This window comes from Enterobacter sp. BIGb0383 (assembly GCF_003751845.1).
GTDB lineage: Bacteria > Pseudomonadota > Gammaproteobacteria > Enterobacterales > Enterobacteriaceae > BIGb0383.
This window is the reverse complement of the sequence record NZ_RJKQ01000002.1, coordinates 958152-974784: the sequence shown is the minus strand read 5'-3', so window position 1 is coordinate 974784 and position 16633 is coordinate 958152. Positions and strand designations below refer to the sequence as shown.

Genomic DNA, 16633 nt, shown 5'->3' with positions numbered 1-16633 from the left:
TTGCACTATTTTTGGCGTTTAGCCGCAGGTTAGAAAATGAATACAGAAGAACTGGCAAAACTGCGTTCCATAGTGCCCGAGATGCGTCGCGTCCGGCACATTCACTTTGTTGGCATCGGTGGTGCTGGCATGGGCGGTATTGCCGAAGTGCTGGCCAACGAAGGTTATCAGATCAGCGGTTCCGACCTGGCCCCGAATCCGGTGACCCAGCAGCTGACAGCGCTTGGCGCGACGATTTATTTCAACCATCGCCCGGAAAACGTGCGCGATGCCAGCGTTGTTGTCGTCTCCAGCGCGATTTCTGCGGAGAACCCGGAAATCGTCGCGGCACATGAAGCCCGTATCCCGGTGATCCGCCGTGCGGAAATGCTGGCGGAGCTGATGCGTTTTCGTCACGGTATCGCTATTGCCGGGACGCACGGTAAAACCACCACCACCGCGATGGTATCGAGTATTTATGCCGAGGCCGGACTGGATCCGACCTTTGTTAACGGCGGGCTGGTGAAGGCGGCGGGCGTGCATGCGCGTCTGGGCCACAGCCGCTATCTGATTGCGGAAGCGGATGAGAGCGACGCGTCGTTCCTGCATCTGCAGCCGATGGTGGCGATTGTCACCAATATCGAAGCCGACCATATGGACACGTACCAGGGCGACTTTGAGAACTTAAAGCAGACGTTTATTAACTTCCTGCACAACCTGCCATTCTACGGCCGGGCGGTGATGTGCGTTGACGATCCGGTGATCCGCGAGCTGCTGCCGCGCGTCGGGCGTCAAATCGCCACCTACGGCTTTAGCGACGATGCGGACGTGCGGGTTGAGGCCTATCAGCAGATTGGCCCGCGTGGACACTTCCGCCTGATTCGTCAGGATAAGCCTGTTCTGCAGGTGACGCTGAATGCGCCGGGTCGCCATAACGCCCTGAATGCGGCGGCGGCGGTTGCGGTCGCAACGGAAGAAGGCATCGAGGACGAGGCTATCCTGCGCGCGCTGGAGAACTTCCAGGGCACCGGACGTCGCTTCGATTTCCTCGGCGAGTTTGCGCTGGACGCGGTCAACGGCAAAGCCGGTACCGCGCTGCTGGTGGATGACTACGGTCATCACCCGACAGAAGTGGATGCGACCATTAAAGCGGCACGTGCGGGCTGGCCGGATAAAAATCTGGTCATGCTCTTTCAGCCGCACCGCTACACGCGTACCCGCGATCTCTATGACGATTTCGCCAACGTGCTGACTCAGGTTGATGCGCTGCTGATGCTGGATGTGTATTCCGCCGGTGAAGCGGCGATCCCGGGTGCCGACAGCCGTTCCCTGTGCCGTACGATCCGCGGGCGTGGCAAGGTCGATCCGATCCTCGTGTCCGATCATGCGCAGGTCGCAGAGATGCTGGCGCCGGTATTAACCGGTAACGATTTAGTGCTGGTACAGGGTGCCGGTAACGTCGGTAAAATCGCCCGTCACCTGGCTGACGTGAAGCTGGTGCCGCAGCGCCCGGAGGATGAGCACCATGGCTGAGAAAGTCGCGGTTCTGCTGGGCGGTACCTCCGCCGAACGTGACGTGTCGCTGAACTCCGGTGCGGCGGTGCTGGCCGGGCTTCGTGAAGGCGGTGTGGATGCGCAGGCTATCGATCCGCGTGACGTTGACGTCACGCAGCTGAAAGCAATGGGCTTCGATAAAGTCTTTATTGCCCTGCACGGTCGCGGCGGTGAAGACGGCACGCTGCAGGGGCTACTGGACCTGATTGGCCTGCCGTACACCGGCAGCGGCGTGATGGCGTCGGCCATCTCAATGGATAAGCTGCGCAGCAAGCTGCTGTGGCAGGGGGCCGGTTTGCCGGTCGCGCCCTGGGTCGCGCTGACGCGTGATGCCTTTGAAGCAGGCCTGTCTGATGATGTTAATCAACGGATTGCTGACCTGGGGTTACCGGTTATCATCAAGCCCAGCCGCGAAGGCTCCAGCGTCGGGATGTCACGGGTTACGCAGAAAAGCGATTTACAGGCTGCATTAGCGCTGGCATTTCAGCACGATGATGACGTTTTGATCGAAAAATGGCTCAGAGGGCCGGAATTTACCGTTGCGCTCCTGGGTGAAGAAATTTTACCGGCTATTCGCATCCAGCCTGCCGGGATATTCTATGATTATGAGGCGAAGTATCTCTCTGATGAGACAAAATATTTCTGCCCATGTGGTCTGGAAAGCGACCAGCTGAAGGAAGTTGAGGCTCTGGTACTGAAAGCCTGGCAGGTTTTAGGCTGTCACGGCTGGGGACGTATCGATGTGATGCAGGACAGCGACGGCGGGTTTTATCTGCTGGAAGCGAACACCTCTCCGGGGATGACCAGCCACAGCCTGGTGCCGATGGCGGCACGTCAGGCCGGTCTGAGCTTCTCGCAGCTGGTGGTGCGTATTTTGAGTCTGGCGGGCTGATATGTCGCAGGCTGCGCTGAATACGCGGAACCGTGAGGAGGAGCTTCCTCCTTCACGGCGTAGTAATGGAACGCGCCTTGCGGGTATTGTGTTCCTGCTGACGGTACTTTGTACCATCCTGGTCAGCGGCTGGATGGTATTAGGGTGGATGGACGACGCGCAGCGGCTGCCGCTGTCGAAGCTGGTGGTCACCGGTGAACGGCACTACACCCGCAATGATGATATTCGTCAGTCGATCCTCGCGCTCGGCGCGCCGGGGACCTTTATGACTCAGGATGTCAACATCATCCAGAGCCAGATTGAACGCCTGCCGTGGATCAAGCAGGCCAGCGTCAGAAAGCAGTGGCCGGACGAATTGAAGATTCATCTGGTTGAATTTGTGCCGATTGCGCGGTGGAATGATCAGCATATGGTGGATGCGCAGGGAAATTCCTTCAGCGTACCCGCCGCAAGAACCAGCCAGCAGGTGCTGCCCATGCTCTACGGCCCGGAAGGAAGTGAGAGTGAAGTCCTGCAGGGATTCCGTGATATGGGACAGATACTGGCGAAGGACAAGTTCACACTGAAGGACGCGGCAATGACCGCCCGGCGCTCCTGGCAGTTGACGCTGAATAACGACATTAAGCTCAATCTGGGGCGGGGTGATACGATGAAACGGCTGGCGCGCTTTGTGGAACTCTACCCGGTTCTGCAGCAGCAGGGTCAGGCGGAAGGAAAACGGATAACCTACGTTGATTTACGTTATGACTCAGGCGCGGCGGTTGGCTGGACACCGATACCGGTTGAGACACCGAATCAGCAACAGAATCAGGCACAGGCAGAGCAACAATGATCAAGGCGACGGACAGAAAACTGGTAGTTGGACTGGAGATTGGCACCGCGAAGGTTGCCGCTTTAGTAGGGGAAGTTCTGCCCGACGGTATGGTCAATATCATTGGCGTCGGTAGCTGCCCGTCACGGGGTATGGACAAAGGTGGGGTCAACGACCTTGAGTCGGTGGTGAAGTGCGTACAGCGCGCCATCGATCAGGCCGAACTGATGGCGGACTGCCAGATCTCCTCTGTGTATCTGGCGCTGTCAGGCAAGCATATCAGCTGCCAGAATGAGATAGGGATGGTGCCTATCTCTGAAGAGGAAGTGACCCAGGAAGATGTAGAGAACGTGGTGCATACGGCGAAGTCCGTGCGCGTGCGCGATGAACACCGCGTACTGCATGTGATCCCGCAGGAGTACGCCATCGACTACCAGGAAGGGATTAAAAACCCGGTCGGGCTGTCTGGCGTGCGCATGCAGGCGAAAGTGCATCTGATCACCTGCCATAACGATATGGCGAAAAATATCGTGAAGGCCGTTGAACGCTGCGGTCTGAAAGTTGACCAACTTATTTTTGCCGGACTGGCTGCCAGCTATTCCGTGCTGACCGAAGATGAACGTGAACTGGGCGTCTGCGTTGTAGACATCGGCGGTGGTACAATGGATATCGCCGTTTATACCGGCGGGGCGCTGCGCCACACGAAAGTGATCCCTTACGCGGGGAACGTGGTCACCAGCGATATCGCCTACGCCTTCGGCACGCCGCCGAGCGATGCCGAAGCGATTAAAGTGCGTCACGGTTGCGCGCTGGGTTCGATTGTCGGCAAAGACGAAAACGTCGAAGTGCCGAGCGTGGGTGGACGACCACCGCGTAGCCTGCAGCGCCAGACGCTGGCCGAGGTCATTGAGCCGCGCTATACCGAGCTGCTCAACCTGGTCAACGAAGAGATTTTGCAGTTGCAGGAACAGCTTCGCCAGCAGGGCGTGAAACATCACCTGGCGGCGGGGATCGTTCTGACGGGCGGTGCCGCACAGATTGAAGGTCTGGCGGCCTGCGCTCAGCGGGTATTCCATACCCAGGTAAGAATTGGCGCGCCGTTGAACATTACTGGCCTGACGGATTACGCTCAGGAGCCTTACTATTCAACGGCGGTCGGTCTGCTGCACTACGGGAAAGAGACCCATTTAAGTGGTGAAGCAGAAGTCGAAAAACGGGTGTCAGTCGGCTCATGGTTTAAACGCCTTAACGGCTGGCTGCGAAAAGAATTTTGATTTTTTAAAGAGACCGCAGATGATTAGCGGTATCAGGCGACAGGCACAAGACGGAGAGAGAACATGTTTGAACCAATGGAATTAACCAACGACGCGGTGATTAAAGTCATCGGCGTCGGTGGCGGCGGCGGCAATGCCGTCGAGCACATGGTGCGCGAGCGCATTGAGGGCGTCGAGTTCTTCGCCGTCAATACCGACGCACAGGCACTGCGTAAAACGGCGGTGGGCCAGACGATTCAGATCGGCGGCGGCATCACCAAAGGGCTGGGCGCAGGCGCTAACCCGGAAGTCGGCCGCAATGCGGCAGAAGAAGACCGCGAAGCGCTGCGCGCTGCGCTGGAAGGCTCTGACATGGTATTTATCGCTGCGGGTATGGGCGGTGGTACCGGTACGGGTGCGGCTCCGGTCGTGGCCGAAGTGGCAAAAGACCTGGGCATCCTGACCGTTGCCGTGGTGACCAAGCCGTTTAACTTCGAAGGCAAGAAGCGTATGGCCTTCGCTGAGCAGGGTATCGCCGAGCTGTCCAAACACGTCGACTCCCTGATCACTATCCCGAACGACAAGCTGCTGAAAGTGCTGGGTCGTGGGATCTCCCTGCTGGACGCGTTTGGTGCGGCTAACGACGTGCTGAAAGGCGCAGTGCAGGGTATCGCCGAGCTGATCACCCGTCCGGGTCTGATGAACGTTGACTTTGCTGACGTGCGCACCGTGATGTCCGAAATGGGCTACGCGATGATGGGCTCCGGCATTGCCAGCGGTGAAGACCGCGCGGAAGAAGCCGCTGAAATGGCGATCTCCAGCCCGCTGCTGGAAGATATCGACCTCTCCGGCGCGCGTGGCGTACTGGTCAACATTACTGCGGGCTTCGACCTGCGTCTGGACGAGTTCGAAACCGTCGGCAACACCATCCGTGCCTTCGCGTCGGATAACGCCACCGTGGTTATCGGTACCTCGCTTGACCCGGATATGAACGACGAACTGCGCGTGACCGTTGTGGCCACCGGTATCGGTATGGACAAACGTCCTGAGATCACCCTGGTGACCAACAAACAGCAGCAGCAGCCGACGATTGACCGCTACCAGCAGCACGGCATGGCGCCGCTGACGCAGGAGCAGAAACCGGCCGCGAAGGTGGTGAACGACACCACGCCGCAGACCACCAAAGAACCCGATTACCTTGATATTCCGGCATTCCTGCGTAAGCAGGCGGACTAAGAATCTGCTGGAAGTTGGGAATCTGCGCTCTTTGTGCTAAAGTGGCGTACCGAATGTGTAGTACACTTCGGTTGGATAAGTAATTTGGCGAGATAATACGATGATCAAACAAAGGACATTAAAACGTATCGTTCAGGCGACTGGTGTCGGTTTACATACCGGCAAGAAGGTCACACTGACGCTGCGCCCTGCGTCGGCAAATACCGGGGTCATCTATCGTCGCACTGACTTGAATCCACCGGTAGATTTTCCGGCCGATGCCAAATCTGTGCGTGATACCATGCTCTGTACTTGCCTGGTTAACGAGCATGACGTACGGATATCGACGGTAGAGCACCTTAACGCTGCTCTGGCGGGCCTGGGTATCGACAACATCGTTATCGAAGTTGACGCACCGGAAATCCCGATTATGGACGGCAGTGCTGCGCCGTTCGTCTACCTGCTGCTTGACGCCGGTATTGACGAACTGAACGTCGCCAAGAAATTCGTTCGTATCAAAGAGACTGTTCGCGTCGAAGACGGCGACAAATGGGCTGAATTCAAACCGTACAATGGTTTTTCGCTGGACTTTACCATCGATTTTAACCATCCGGCGATTGATGCAGGCAACCAGCGCTACGCGATGAACTTCTCGGCTGACGCGTTTATGCGCCAGATCAGCCGCGCACGTACCTTCGGCTTTATGCGTGATATCGAATACCTCCAGTCCCGCGGTCTGTGCCTGGGCGGTAGCTTCGATTGTGCCATCGTTGTTGACGATTATCGCGTACTGAACGAAGACGGTCTGCGTTTTGAAGACGAATTCGTCCGCCACAAAATGCTCGACGCCATTGGCGACCTGTTCATGTGCGGCCACAACATTATTGGTGCATTCACCGCGTACAAATCCGGTCACGCGCTGAATAACAAACTGTTGCAGGCTGTCCTGGCAAAACAGGAAGCGTGGGAATATGTGACCTACGAAGACGAAGCTGAACTGCCGCTGGCATTCAAAGCGCCCTCGATGGTAATGGCATAATTCATCCCGTCGCATAAAAGCGGCTGGTTATCCTGGCGAACACTCTCTCCGGCCAGGGAAACCAGTCGTTTTTTTATTTTCATTTCCCCTGTTGTGCCTTTCTGCGCTCTCTGACGCGATATTTCTTCCTTACCCGAGTCATTCCTGCTGCCTGTACGCGGCTTTAATGGTAAGATTCCGGGCGCGAATAACCATGTAATAACGAGACTTCCCACGAAAGGGAATCGGGTGGCAATGACGTGAGCGGAATACTGACGCGCTGGCGACAGTTTGGTAGACGATACTTCTGGCCGCATCTCCTGTTGGGGATGGTCGCGGCTGGTTTTGGTCTGCCTGCGCTTAACGGCAGCGGCGCGACGCCGGCCGTCTCCTCGAAGACCACGGCCAGCGATCATACGCGAGCGACCAACGTTAACTTTACCCAGCTGGCGCTACTGGAAGCCGTTCGTCGGCCTAACTTCAGCGTCGACTATTGGCACCAGCACGCAATTCGCACGGTTATCCGTCATCTTTCCTTCGCGATGGCGCCACAGGCGCTGACCGTCGCAGAAGAACCGCTCCCGATTCAGGCACATCATCTGGCACTGCTGGATACCCTGAGCGCCCTGCTGACGCAGGAAAGCAAGCCGCCGGCCATTGTTCGCCAGCTGGCACCCACGCCTTTTACCGAGCGCAGCGCCTTTTATATTGCGACCTGGCTAAGCCAGGTGCAGGGCATCCGCGCCGGGCCTCAACGCCTTAGCTGAACAGAACTTCCTTCAACTAATTTTTGTGACTCCGCTGCGCGGGGCGTTTGAGATTTTATTATGCTAATTAAATTATTAACCAAAGTATTCGGTAGTCGTAACGATCGTACCCTGCGCCGTATGCGCAAAGTCGTGGGCGTCATCAACGCCATGGAACCGGCAATGGAAAAACTTTCAGACGACGAGCTGAAAGCCAAAACGACCGAGTTCCGTGCGCGCCTCGAGAAAGGCGCGACCGTAGAAAGCCTGATCCCAGAAGCCTTTGCGGTGGTTCGCGAGGCGAGCAAGCGCGTGTTTGGCATGCGTCACTTCGACGTTCAGCTGCTCGGCGGTATGGTGCTGAACGAACGCTGCATTGCGGAGATGCGTACCGGTGAAGGTAAAACCCTGACCGCAACGCTGCCGGCCTACCTGAACGCGCTGAGCGGCAAAGGCGTCCACGTGGTTACCGTGAACGACTACCTGGCCCAGCGTGACGCCGAAAACAACCGTCCGCTGTTCGAATTCCTTGGCCTGAGCGTCGGCATCAACATGTCCGGTATTCCGGCTCCTGCGAAGCGTGAAGCCTACGCGGCCGACATCACCTACGGCACTAACAACGAATACGGCTTTGACTACCTGCGCGACAATATGGCGTTCAGCCCGGAAGAGCGCGTTCAGCGCAAACTCCACTATGCGCTGGTGGATGAGGTCGACTCCATCCTGATCGATGAAGCCCGTACCCCGCTGATCATTTCCGGTCCTGCGGAAGACAGCTCCGAGATGTACAAGAAGGTGAACGTGATCATTCCTCATCTGGTGCGCCAGGAGAAAGAGGACTCTGACACGTTCCAGGGCGAAGGCCACTTCTCCGTTGACGAGAAAGCCCGCCAGGTAACCCTGACCGAACGCGGTCTGGTGCTGGTGGAAGAGCTGCTGGTACAAGAGAAAATCATGGAAGAGGGCGAGTCGCTCTATTCGCCAGGCAATATCATGATGATGCACCACGTGACCGCCGCCCTGCGCGCCCACGTGCTGTTCACCCGCGACGTTGACTACATCGTGAAAGACGGCGAAGTCATCATCGTCGATGAACACACCGGTCGTACCATGCAGGGCCGTCGCTGGTCCGATGGTCTGCACCAGGCGGTAGAAGCCAAAGAAGGCGTGGAGATCCAGAACGAGAACCAGACGCTGGCGTCCATTACCTTCCAGAACTACTTCCGCCTGTACGAGAAGCTGGCCGGTATGACCGGTACGGCGGATACCGAAGCCTTCGAATTCAGCTCCATCTACAAGCTGGATACCGTCGTTGTGCCGACCAACCGTCCGATGATCCGTAAGGATATGGCGGATCTGGTCTATATGACCGAAGCGGAAAAAATCCAGGCAATCATCGAAGATATTAAAGAGCGCACGGCGAACGGCCAGCCGGTCCTGGTGGGTACCATCTCCATCGAGAAATCCGAAGTGGTTTCTAATGAGCTGACCAAAGCCGGTATCAAGCACAACGTACTGAACGCCAAATTCCACGCCAGCGAAGCGGACATCGTTGCTCAGGCGGGTTACCCGTCTACCGTGACCATCGCCACCAACATGGCCGGTCGTGGTACCGATATCGTGCTCGGCGGCAGCTGGCAGACTGAAATTGCCGATCTGGAAGCGCCGACTGAAGAACAGATCGAGCAGATCAAAGCCGACTGGAAAGTGCGTCACGAAGCGGTACTGGCCGCAGGCGGCCTGCATATCGTCGGTACCGAGCGTCACGAATCCCGTCGTATCGATAACCAGCTGCGCGGCCGTTCCGGTCGTCAGGGCGATGCGGGTTCCTCCCGTTTCTATCTGTCGATGGAAGATGCCCTGATGCGTATCTTTGCCTCTGACCGCGTGTCGGGCATGATGCGTAAACTGGGGATGAAGCCGGGCGAAGCGATTGAGCACCCGTGGGTGAGCAAGGCGATTGCCAACGCCCAGCGTAAAGTGGAAAGCCGTAACTTCGATATTCGTAAGCAGCTGCTGGAATACGACGATGTGGCGAACGATCAGCGTCGCGCTATCTACACCCAGCGTAACGAGCTGCTGGACGTGTCCGACGTCAGCGAAACCATTGCCAGCATCCGTGAAGACGTCTTTAAAGTGACCATCGATGCCCATATTCCGCCGCAGTCTCTGGAAGAAATGTGGGATATCCCTGGCCTGCAGGAGCGTCTGAAAAACGATTTCGACCTCGATCTGCCGATTGCCGACTGGCTGGATAAAGAGCCTGAGCTGCACGAAGAGACGCTGCGCGAGCGCATTCTGGCAAGCGCGATTGAAGTCTATCAGCGCAAAGAAGAGGTGGTGGGCATCGAGATGATGCGTCACTTCGAGAAAGGCGTGATGCTCCAGACCCTCGACTCCCTGTGGAAAGAGCACCTGGCGGCGATGGACTACCTGCGTCAGGGTATCCACCTGCGCGGCTATGCGCAGAAGGATCCGAAGCAGGAGTACAAGCGTGAATCCTTCTCCATGTTTGCAGCCATGCTGGAATCGCTGAAATATGAGGTCATCAGCACCCTGTGCAAAGTGCAGGTGCGGATGCCGGAAGAAGTTGAGGCTATGGAGCAGCAGCGTCGTGAAGAAGCCGAACGTCTGGCACAGATGCAGCAGCTCAGCCACCAGACCGATGAAGCCGAAGCCGCCGCGTCCATCGCTGCTCAGACCGGAGATCGCAAAGTGGGTCGTAACGATGCTTGTCCGTGCGGTTCCGGTAAAAAATACAAGCAGTGCCATGGTCGTTTAAGCTAAGCCGCGACGATAAATTAAAATCAGGCGCAGATTTCTGCGCCTTTTTTATGGGGTAAAGCATGAAAATACTGAACATCGCCGTCGGCATTATTCGCAATGCGCAGGGTGAAATCTTTATTACCCGTCGGGCTGCCGATGCGCATATGGCCAACAAGTGGGAGTTTCCAGGCGGGAAAATTGAGAGTGGTGAAAGCCCGGAGCAGGCGCTGACGCGGGAATTACAGGAAGAGGTCGGGATTGCCGTCACGGGTTCCAGCCTGTTCGACAAGCTGGAGTATCAGTTCCCAGACCGGCATATCACCCTGTGGTTTTTCCTGGTGGAAAGCTGGGAAGGCGAGCCCTGGGGAAAAGAGGGGCAGCCTGGGCGCTGGCTGCAACAGCAGGCGCTGATTGCCGATGAGTTCCCGCCCGCCAATGAGCCGGTGATTACCCGGCTGGTGCAGCAGCCTTAAGGCTGCTGTTCGCTCCAGTCGTCGCTCTCGGAGAGATCGCCGCTGCTGGGGATGCGTTTCTCTTCGTCTGCCCACTCGCCTAAGTCAATCAGCTGGCAGCGCTTTGAGCAGAAGGGGCGGAACGCGCTTTTCTCATTCCATACGACCGTCGTGCCGCAGGTGGGACAGTTTACCGTTGTAATATCAGACATCTTTACTCCTTAACGCCTTAACAGCAGGCCAGTTCAAAATCCAGGCGCTCCGGCACCAGGCCGTTCTCGCTGTCGAGCGGCAGGAAGCGAATCGCGAAACGGCTCTTATGGCCGGAAACCTGCGGATAAAGCTCGTCAGCAAGCGGCAGCCGCAGACGCAGCAGATCCGCCCCCTCGGCGTTATCCTGATAAAAGCCGTTAAGGCTGGTTTGCTTGCGGAACTGGGCGGAATTACGGATCAAATCGAGGATCAGGGTCAGCGCCTGCAGGAGCGGATCGAGGCTGCGCAGCCAGATCTCTACCTGGGCATCACGCTGCGCCTGGGGTAAATGCAGCCAGATATGCAGCGTCGGCAGATCGAAGCTACAGCAGCCGCCTGGAATACTCAGGCGCTGTCGCACCAGGGCAATAAGGCGGTCTTCGCGCAGCAGCTGGCCAATACGCGGGGCGGACATCAGCACGCTACCGCAGGACCTGAGCTGCTGGCGCAGGCTATCAATACGATCGCGATCGACGCCGGGAACCGCCTCCCAGGCCTGCAGTTTACGCTGCTGGCGATCCAGCTCTTTGAGCAGTTCACTGCGGACTTCACCGCGCTCGAACACGTCCAGCAGATCGCCTGCGTTGCGGAAGAAATGAAGTGCACCAGCATGATCGGCAATGGTCTGTGCACCGGAAAGCTGCTGGGTCAGAAATTCGATCCGCAGCCATGTCCGCATTTTTTCATTCAGCGGATGTTCAAAAAGGACATCGGTGGTCATGAGGGTTTTTCCTGTGCTACGGCCTGTGACGCATACCTGAGGTATTGTGCGTGCAGGCGGGCAACATCCGATGCGATGGCATCCGGTGCGCCATTATTGTCAATGACATCATCCGCGATCGCCAGCCGCGCTTCGCGGGTGGCCTGGGCGGAGAGAATGCGTTGGGCAAGTTCGCGCGGCACATTGTCGCGCTGCATCGTGCGGGCCAGCTGCGTCTCTGGTAAAACATCGATCACCAGCACCCGATTGGCCTGCGCGGCAAGCCGGTTCTCCACCAGTAGCGGAACCACCCAGAGAAGATAGGGCGAGGTTGCCAGGCGCATCTGTCGACGGGTTTCCTGCTGGATCAGCGGATGCAGCAGGGCGTTCAGCCAGGTTTTTTCATCGGCATTATTGAAAATTCGCTCACGCAGCAGGCGCCGATTAAGCGTGCCATCAGCGGCAATCATCCCGGGTCCGAAATGCATCGCGATAGCGTTTAGCGCGTCGGTTCCAGGCTCTACGACCTGGCGGGCGATAATATCGGCATCAATAACCTGCACGCCCAGGTGCGCAAAGGCGTCGGCGACCGTGCTTTTGCCGCTGCCAATCCCACCCGTTAGCGCTACTGTATAGGTCATTACACCACGTCTCTGATTTGGTTTGTTTTAAATATCAACAAATTAGAATCGATACTTTCGGTACTGATACGAGAGGGAATGATCCTCACCGTTCATCAGGTAAATTTCTGGGATTGTAGCGTAAAAAAAGTGTTTTTCGCAGTCTTGCGGCGGTCTTATTCATGCGTATGATAGCGTCACTGGAGTTGCGCTTTTTTTGCCTTTAACCCCAGGAATCTGACATGCGTATTGAAGAAGATCTGAAGCTCGGTTTTAAAGACGTTCTTATCCGCCCTAAACGCTCCACCCTCAAAAGCCGTTCCGATGTTGAACTGGAACGCGAATTCACCTTTAAACACTCAGGCCAGCGCTGGTCCGGCGTGCCGATCATTGCCGCCAATATGGACACCGTGGGCACCTTCGCGATGGCGCAGGCCCTGGCATCCTTCGGGATCCTGACCGCAGTACATAAACATTATAGCGTTGAGCAGTGGAGCGCCTTTATTAACAGCGCGCCAAAAGACGTTCTGAAGCATGTGATGGTCTCCACCGGCACCTCCGACGTGGACTTTGCGCGTACCGGCGAGATCCTCAATCTGCATCCGGATCTGAATTTTCTCTGTATTGACGTCGCTAACGGCTACTCCGAGCACTTTGTGCAGTTCGTAGCAAAAGCGCGTGAAGCCTGGCCGACCAAAACCATCTGTGCGGGCAACGTTGTTACCGGTGAAATGTGTGAAGAGCTGATCCTCTCTGGCGCCGATATTGTCAAAGTGGGTATTGGTCCAGGCTCCGTCTGTACTACCCGCGTTAAAACCGGCGTGGGCTACCCACAGCTTTCTGCCGTTATTGAGTGCGCGGATGCGGCTCACGGTCTGGGCGGACAGATCGTCAGCGACGGCGGCTGCACCATGCCGGGTGACGTGGCGAAAGCCTTCGGCGGCGGCGCAGATTTCGTGATGCTTGGCGGGATGCTGGCGGGTCACGATGAAAGCGGCGGCACCGTGGTGGAAGAGAATGGCGAGAAGTTTATGCAGTTCTACGGCATGAGCTCCGAGTCGGCGATGAACCGCCACGTAGGCGGCGTAGCCGGTTACCGTGCGGCAGAAGGTAAAACCGTTAAGCTGGCGCTGCGCGGCCCGGTTGAGAACACCGCCCGCGATATTCTCGGCGGCCTGCGTTCTGCCTGTACCTATGTTGGCGCATCCCGCCTGAAAGAGCTGACTAAACGCACCACGTTTATTCGCGTTCAGGAGCAGGAAAACCGCGTCTTTAACAGCCTTTAAGGCTGGTCTCTGGCGCAGGCTCCTGCGCCAGATTTCACCCCATACTTATCGCATCCCCCAGCTGGAACACGGGCAAATACATGGCCACGACCAGCGTTCCGACGATTGCCCCTGTCACCACCAGCAGCAACGGTTCCAGCAGTGCCGCAAGGTTATCCGCCTGCTGCCAGGTCGCTTCACTATGATGACGAGCGAGATTGCCGAGCATCCTGTCCAGCGCGCCAGAGGCTTCACCGGTCATCACCAGCTGCAGGCAGAGCGGACTAAACTCACCGCTATTTTTCAGCGCCTGCCAGATGGGCACGCCTTCGCTAATTTGCAGATAAAGCTGACGGATAACATCGCGCCAGTAAGGGCAGGTTAACGTCTCTTCAACGCTTTCCAGCCCCTGCAGAAAAGCAATGCCCGTGCTCTGGGTGAGCGAGAGGACGGTGAAAATCTGGCTGAGTTTCTGCCCACGGGCCAGCTCGCCGAGCACCGGTGTGGTGAGAATAAGGCGTTGACGAAGCCGCTGCCAGCGAGGTTGTCCGTGTAGCAGAAGCGCGGCGATGCCCGGCAGTATCAGCGCCGCCAGCAGCAGTGGCCCTGCGCGCTGCATGCCGTCGGCAAAGGCCAGTACGCCACGGGTAAGCGCGGGCAACGGGGCGTTAAAGGTCTGGTAGATCGCCGCAAATTCCGGCAGAACCAGCCACACCATCGCCAGCATCACGCTCAGCGCCAGGAGCAGAATAATCAGCGGATAGCGCAGCGCTTTTTTCACTTTTTGTACCAGCAGCCGCTGGGCCTGCTGCTGGCGAGCCAGCTGGAGACAGCACTCATCAAGCTTACCGGTCAGCTCCCCGGTGCGGATCATCGCCTGGTAAAGCGGCGGAAAGACCTGCGGCCAGGCCTGCATGGCGACGGAGAGCGCCACGCCGTTTTCCAGATCCTCTGCCAGACGGTTCAGCAAAGCCTGCCACTGGCGACTGGGATGCTGCCCGGCCAGCAGGGTCAGGCCGGTAGAGAGGGTTAACCCCGCCTGTAGCAGCGTGGCCAGCTGTTGTATCAGCTGGCAGCTGAATTCACTGCGCCATCCTGAGTTTTTAACCGAGCAACGTTTCAGGGACAGCGGTGTAATCTGCCGCTGCTGTAGCATCTCTGCCGCCGCGATGCGGTCTGCCGCCCAGAGAGCCCCTTCCCGCGACTCTCCCGTCAGGCTAAGCCCCTTCCACCGCCATAGCTTCTTAGCCGACATGCGGCATTCCCAGAACCCTGATCACTTCTTCCAGCGTGGTTTGTCCCCGGCTGACGGCCAGGCAGCCGCTCTCAAAGAGGGTGCTCATCCCCGCCTGTCGCGCCAGCTGTTCAATGGTTTGTACATCCCGGCCCTCGGCAATGGCCTGTCGCAGATCGGCGTTGATATCCAGCACCTCGAATAGCGCGATACGGCCATAGAAGCCGTGGTAGCAGCTGTCGCAGCCGACCGCTCGCCAGCGTGGCAGAGGGTGAGGCCAGAGCGATTCGGGCAGCGGGTCGGCCGCCGCACTTTTTTGCCGACAGTGCGGGCAGAGCTTGCGTACCAGCCGCTGGGCGATAACCAGCGTCAGGGCTGCCGAGAGCATCCAGCGTGCCACGCCCATTTGCTGCAGCCGCACCAGGGTTTCGCTGGTGGAATTGGTATGCAGCGTCGACAGCACCAGGTGGCCGGTTTGTGCCGCGTTCAGTGCGATTTCAGCGGTTTCGCCATCGCGAATTTCGCCGACCATGACAATATCCGGATCCTGGCGCAGAAGCGCCCGCAGCACGCTCTGGAAGGTCAGCCCCGCGCGGGGGTTAACCTGGGTCTGATTGAGTCCGGCAATAGGGATCTCGACCGGATCTTCCACGCTGCAGATGTTGACCTCTGCCGTATTCCGCGCCTGCAGCGCGCTATAGAGGCTGACGGTTTTGCCGCTACCCGTTGGTCCAGTAACCAGCAACAGCCCCTGAGGCTGGTGCAGGCGGCGTTCAACCCGTTCCAGCTGCGGTGGCGTCAGCCCCAGCGCGTTAAGTTCCAGCGCCTGCTCGACCAGATGCAGCAGACGCAGGACGATTTTCTCTCCGCCGCGACAGGGCAGGGTGGCAATACGAAAGGAGACGGGCGTTCCGGCAATATCGACCGTGAACTGGCCATCCTGCGGCAGGCGACGTTCGGCGATATCCAGATTGCCGAGTACTTTCAGGCGGGCGGTCAGGGTCGAGGCGGCGTCGGCGGAGACGGGGGCGAGGTCGTGCAGCACGCCGTCTACGCGCAGGCGAATACGGTAGTGGGTCTCCGCCGGTTCAAAATGAATATCCGAGGCGCGCTGCGTCAGCGCCTGCTGTAGCGTCTGGCTTAACAGTTCCGCCGCAGGCAGGTTATCCGTTGCGGCGGGCATCAGATGCTGATGGCTGTCCATCCGTTCCTGGGTCCAGCACTCAATATCCACCCGTTTCTGGGTAGCGAAACGCAGAGCGTCCATCAGCTCCGTTGACGGATTACCGACCACCGCGATACAGAGCATCTCGTCATCGCTGTTAAGCAAGAGCGCATGATGGCGCTGACATAAATTCACCAGTTTATCCGCTTTCATGCGCCGCCTCCTGCATCTGCCGGTGCATTGAAGCGGAAGACCTCACCGCAGGCCTGCTTCAGGGCGCTGTCGCTCTGGATATCACAGCTGCGCTGCCAGCCGGTTAGCCCGTTAGCATTATCCCAGGCTGGGGTCATAACAACCTGCAGGCCGGTCAGGCTTTCTCGTCCGGTCAGGGTGACGATTCCCCGGCTAACGGCAATTGCCGACACGTAGCGGGTGGTGGTCGGTGACGGCACGCCGTTGCTGCCTGCGCTGCAATCCTGCGGGCCCCCGCGATCGAGGGCGCAGAGTTCGATAGCGGTACGGTAGGGCATAAAGGCCTGCAGCATATCGGTGAGCGCCGCTTTGCGAAGATAGTTCTGCCAGGCGGGGACGCCGATGGCGCTAAGAATTGCGATGATGCCGATGACCACCATCAGTTCGATAAGGGTAAATCCTCGTTGTTTGCTCATAGTCACTCCTTTGTTGGCTGGGCGTAATCTGACAGCCGCAGTT

Annotated in this window: 16 protein-coding genes; 10 read left to right on the top strand and 6 right to left on the bottom strand. The window is 57.9% G+C overall.

The window, feature by feature from the left end:
- Positions 1-36: 36 nt before the first annotated feature.
- The 9 genes from murC to mutT all read left to right on the top strand — a co-directional run bounded on the left by murC (position 37) and on the right by mutT (position 10707).
- Positions 37-1512: a UDP-N-acetylmuramate--L-alanine ligase gene (gene murC / locus EDF81_RS12940; RefSeq protein WP_123348526.1), complete on the top strand. Its 1476-nt coding sequence runs from the start codon at positions 37-39 to the stop codon at positions 1510-1512.
- Positions 1505-2425, top strand: coding sequence for a D-alanine--D-alanine ligase (locus EDF81_RS12935; protein WP_123348525.1), 921 nt, complete (start codon positions 1505-1507; stop codon positions 2423-2425). Before murC ends, EDF81_RS12935 begins: the two co-directional genes overlap by 8 nt.
- Position 2426: 1 nt before the next feature.
- Complete coding sequence (gene ftsQ, locus EDF81_RS12930) at positions 2427-3257, top strand: cell division protein FtsQ (RefSeq protein ID WP_123348524.1); 831 nt, start codon at positions 2427-2429, stop codon at positions 3255-3257.
- Positions 3254-4510 carry a cell division protein FtsA gene (ftsA, locus tag EDF81_RS12925; RefSeq protein ID WP_123348523.1) on the top strand — a complete coding sequence of 419 codons (1257 nt, stop codon included), beginning with the start codon at positions 3254-3256 and terminating at the stop codon, positions 4508-4510. Before ftsQ ends, ftsA begins: the two co-directional genes overlap by 4 nt.
- Before the next feature lie 63 nt (positions 4511-4573).
- Positions 4574-5725 carry a cell division protein FtsZ gene (gene ftsZ, locus EDF81_RS12920; protein WP_123348522.1) on the top strand — a complete coding sequence of 384 codons (1152 nt, stop codon included), beginning with the start codon at positions 4574-4576 and terminating at the stop codon, positions 5723-5725.
- Between the two features lie 100 nt (positions 5726-5825).
- Positions 5826-6743, top strand: a complete 918-nt coding sequence (gene lpxC, locus EDF81_RS12915) for a UDP-3-O-acyl-N-acetylglucosamine deacetylase (RefSeq protein ID WP_123348521.1) — start codon at positions 5826-5828, stop codon at positions 6741-6743.
- A gap of 239 nt (positions 6744-6982) precedes the next feature.
- Complete coding sequence (gene secM, locus EDF81_RS12910; protein ID WP_123348520.1) at positions 6983-7489, top strand: secA translation cis-regulator SecM; 507 nt, start codon at positions 6983-6985, stop codon at positions 7487-7489.
- 60 nt (positions 7490-7549) lie between these two features.
- Complete coding sequence (gene secA, locus EDF81_RS12905) at positions 7550-10255, top strand: preprotein translocase subunit SecA (protein ID WP_123348519.1); 2706 nt, start codon at positions 7550-7552, stop codon at positions 10253-10255.
- 59 nt (positions 10256-10314) lie between these two features.
- Positions 10315-10707, top strand: a complete 393-nt coding sequence (gene mutT, locus EDF81_RS12900) for an 8-oxo-dGTP diphosphatase MutT (protein ID WP_123348518.1) — start codon at positions 10315-10317, stop codon at positions 10705-10707.
- Here mutT and yacG read toward each other — a convergent pair.
- The 3 genes from yacG to coaE are packed head-to-tail and all read right to left on the bottom strand — an operon-like array spanning position 10704 to position 12279.
- Positions 10704-10898: a DNA gyrase inhibitor YacG gene (gene yacG / locus EDF81_RS12895; RefSeq protein ID WP_123348517.1), complete on the bottom strand. Its 195-nt coding sequence runs from the start codon at positions 10896-10898 to the stop codon at positions 10704-10706. The two genes, mutT and yacG, sit on opposite strands and share 4 nt — an antisense overlap.
- Before the next feature lie 17 nt (positions 10899-10915).
- Positions 10916-11659 (bottom strand): cell division protein ZapD, encoded by a 744-nt coding sequence (zapD, locus tag EDF81_RS12890; protein WP_123348516.1) that lies wholly within the window; start codon positions 11657-11659, stop codon positions 10916-10918.
- A complete protein-coding gene (coaE, locus tag EDF81_RS12885; protein ID WP_123348515.1) occupies positions 11656-12279 on the bottom strand; it encodes a dephospho-CoA kinase in 624 nt (207 codons plus the stop codon). The genes zapD and coaE overlap by 4 nt, the downstream gene beginning before the upstream one ends.
- A gap of 221 nt (positions 12280-12500) precedes the next feature.
- Here coaE and EDF81_RS12880 point away from each other — a divergent pair, with 221 nt between their 5' ends.
- Positions 12501-13544 (top strand): GMP reductase, encoded by a 1044-nt coding sequence (locus EDF81_RS12880; RefSeq protein ID WP_123348514.1) that lies wholly within the window; start codon positions 12501-12503, stop codon positions 13542-13544.
- Positions 13545-13578: 34 nt separating this feature from the next.
- Here EDF81_RS12880 and hofC read toward each other — a convergent pair whose 3' ends face one another.
- From hofC to ppdD, 3 genes are read right to left on the bottom strand one after another with little or no spacing between them, the layout of a single operon-like run.
- Complete coding sequence (gene hofC, locus EDF81_RS12875; protein ID WP_123348513.1) at positions 13579-14778, bottom strand: protein transport protein HofC; 1200 nt, start codon at positions 14776-14778, stop codon at positions 13579-13581.
- Positions 14768-16135: a type II secretion system protein GspE gene (gene gspE, locus EDF81_RS12870; protein ID WP_123348512.1), complete on the bottom strand. Its 1368-nt coding sequence runs from the start codon at positions 16133-16135 to the stop codon at positions 14768-14770. Before gspE ends, hofC begins: the two co-directional genes overlap by 11 nt.
- Complete coding sequence (gene ppdD, locus EDF81_RS12865) at positions 16132-16590, bottom strand: prepilin peptidase-dependent pilin (protein ID WP_123348511.1); 459 nt, start codon at positions 16588-16590, stop codon at positions 16132-16134. Before ppdD ends, gspE begins: the two co-directional genes overlap by 4 nt.
- Positions 16591-16633: the final 43 nt, after the last annotated feature.

Bases quoted from the DNA above. Each gene is read 5' to 3' on its own strand.
- murC (WP_123348526.1), top strand. From the start codon at position 37: ATGAATACAGAAGAACTGGCAAAACTGCGTTCCATAGTGCCCGAGATG.
- EDF81_RS12935 (WP_123348525.1), top strand. From the start codon at position 1,505: ATGGCTGAGAAAGTCGCGGTTCTGCTGGGCGGTACCTCCGCCGAACGT.
- ftsQ (WP_123348524.1), top strand. From the start codon at position 2,427: ATGTCGCAGGCTGCGCTGAATACGCGGAACCGTGAGGAGGAGCTTCCT.
- ftsA (WP_123348523.1), top strand. From the start codon at position 3,254: ATGATCAAGGCGACGGACAGAAAACTGGTAGTTGGACTGGAGATTGGC.
- ftsZ (WP_123348522.1), top strand. From the start codon at position 4,574: ATGTTTGAACCAATGGAATTAACCAACGACGCGGTGATTAAAGTCATC.
- lpxC (WP_123348521.1), top strand. From the start codon at position 5,826: ATGATCAAACAAAGGACATTAAAACGTATCGTTCAGGCGACTGGTGTC.
- secA (WP_123348519.1), top strand. From the start codon at position 7,550: ATGCTAATTAAATTATTAACCAAAGTATTCGGTAGTCGTAACGATCGT.
- mutT (WP_123348518.1), top strand. From the start codon at position 10,315: ATGAAAATACTGAACATCGCCGTCGGCATTATTCGCAATGCGCAGGGT.
- yacG (WP_123348517.1), bottom strand. From the start codon at position 10,898: ATGTCTGATATTACAACGGTAAACTGTCCCACCTGCGGCACGACGGTC.
- zapD (WP_123348516.1), bottom strand. From the start codon at position 11,659: ATGACCACCGATGTCCTTTTTGAACATCCGCTGAATGAAAAAATGCGG.
- coaE (WP_123348515.1), bottom strand. From the start codon at position 12,279: ATGACCTATACAGTAGCGCTAACGGGTGGGATTGGCAGCGGCAAAAGC.
- EDF81_RS12880 (WP_123348514.1), top strand. From the start codon at position 12,501: ATGCGTATTGAAGAAGATCTGAAGCTCGGTTTTAAAGACGTTCTTATC.
- hofC (WP_123348513.1), bottom strand. From the start codon at position 14,778: ATGTCGGCTAAGAAGCTATGGCGGTGGAAGGGGCTTAGCCTGACGGGA.
- gspE (WP_123348512.1), bottom strand. From the start codon at position 16,135: ATGAAAGCGGATAAACTGGTGAATTTATGTCAGCGCCATCATGCGCTC.
- ppdD (WP_123348511.1), bottom strand. From the start codon at position 16,590: ATGAGCAAACAACGAGGATTTACCCTTATCGAACTGATGGTGGTCATC.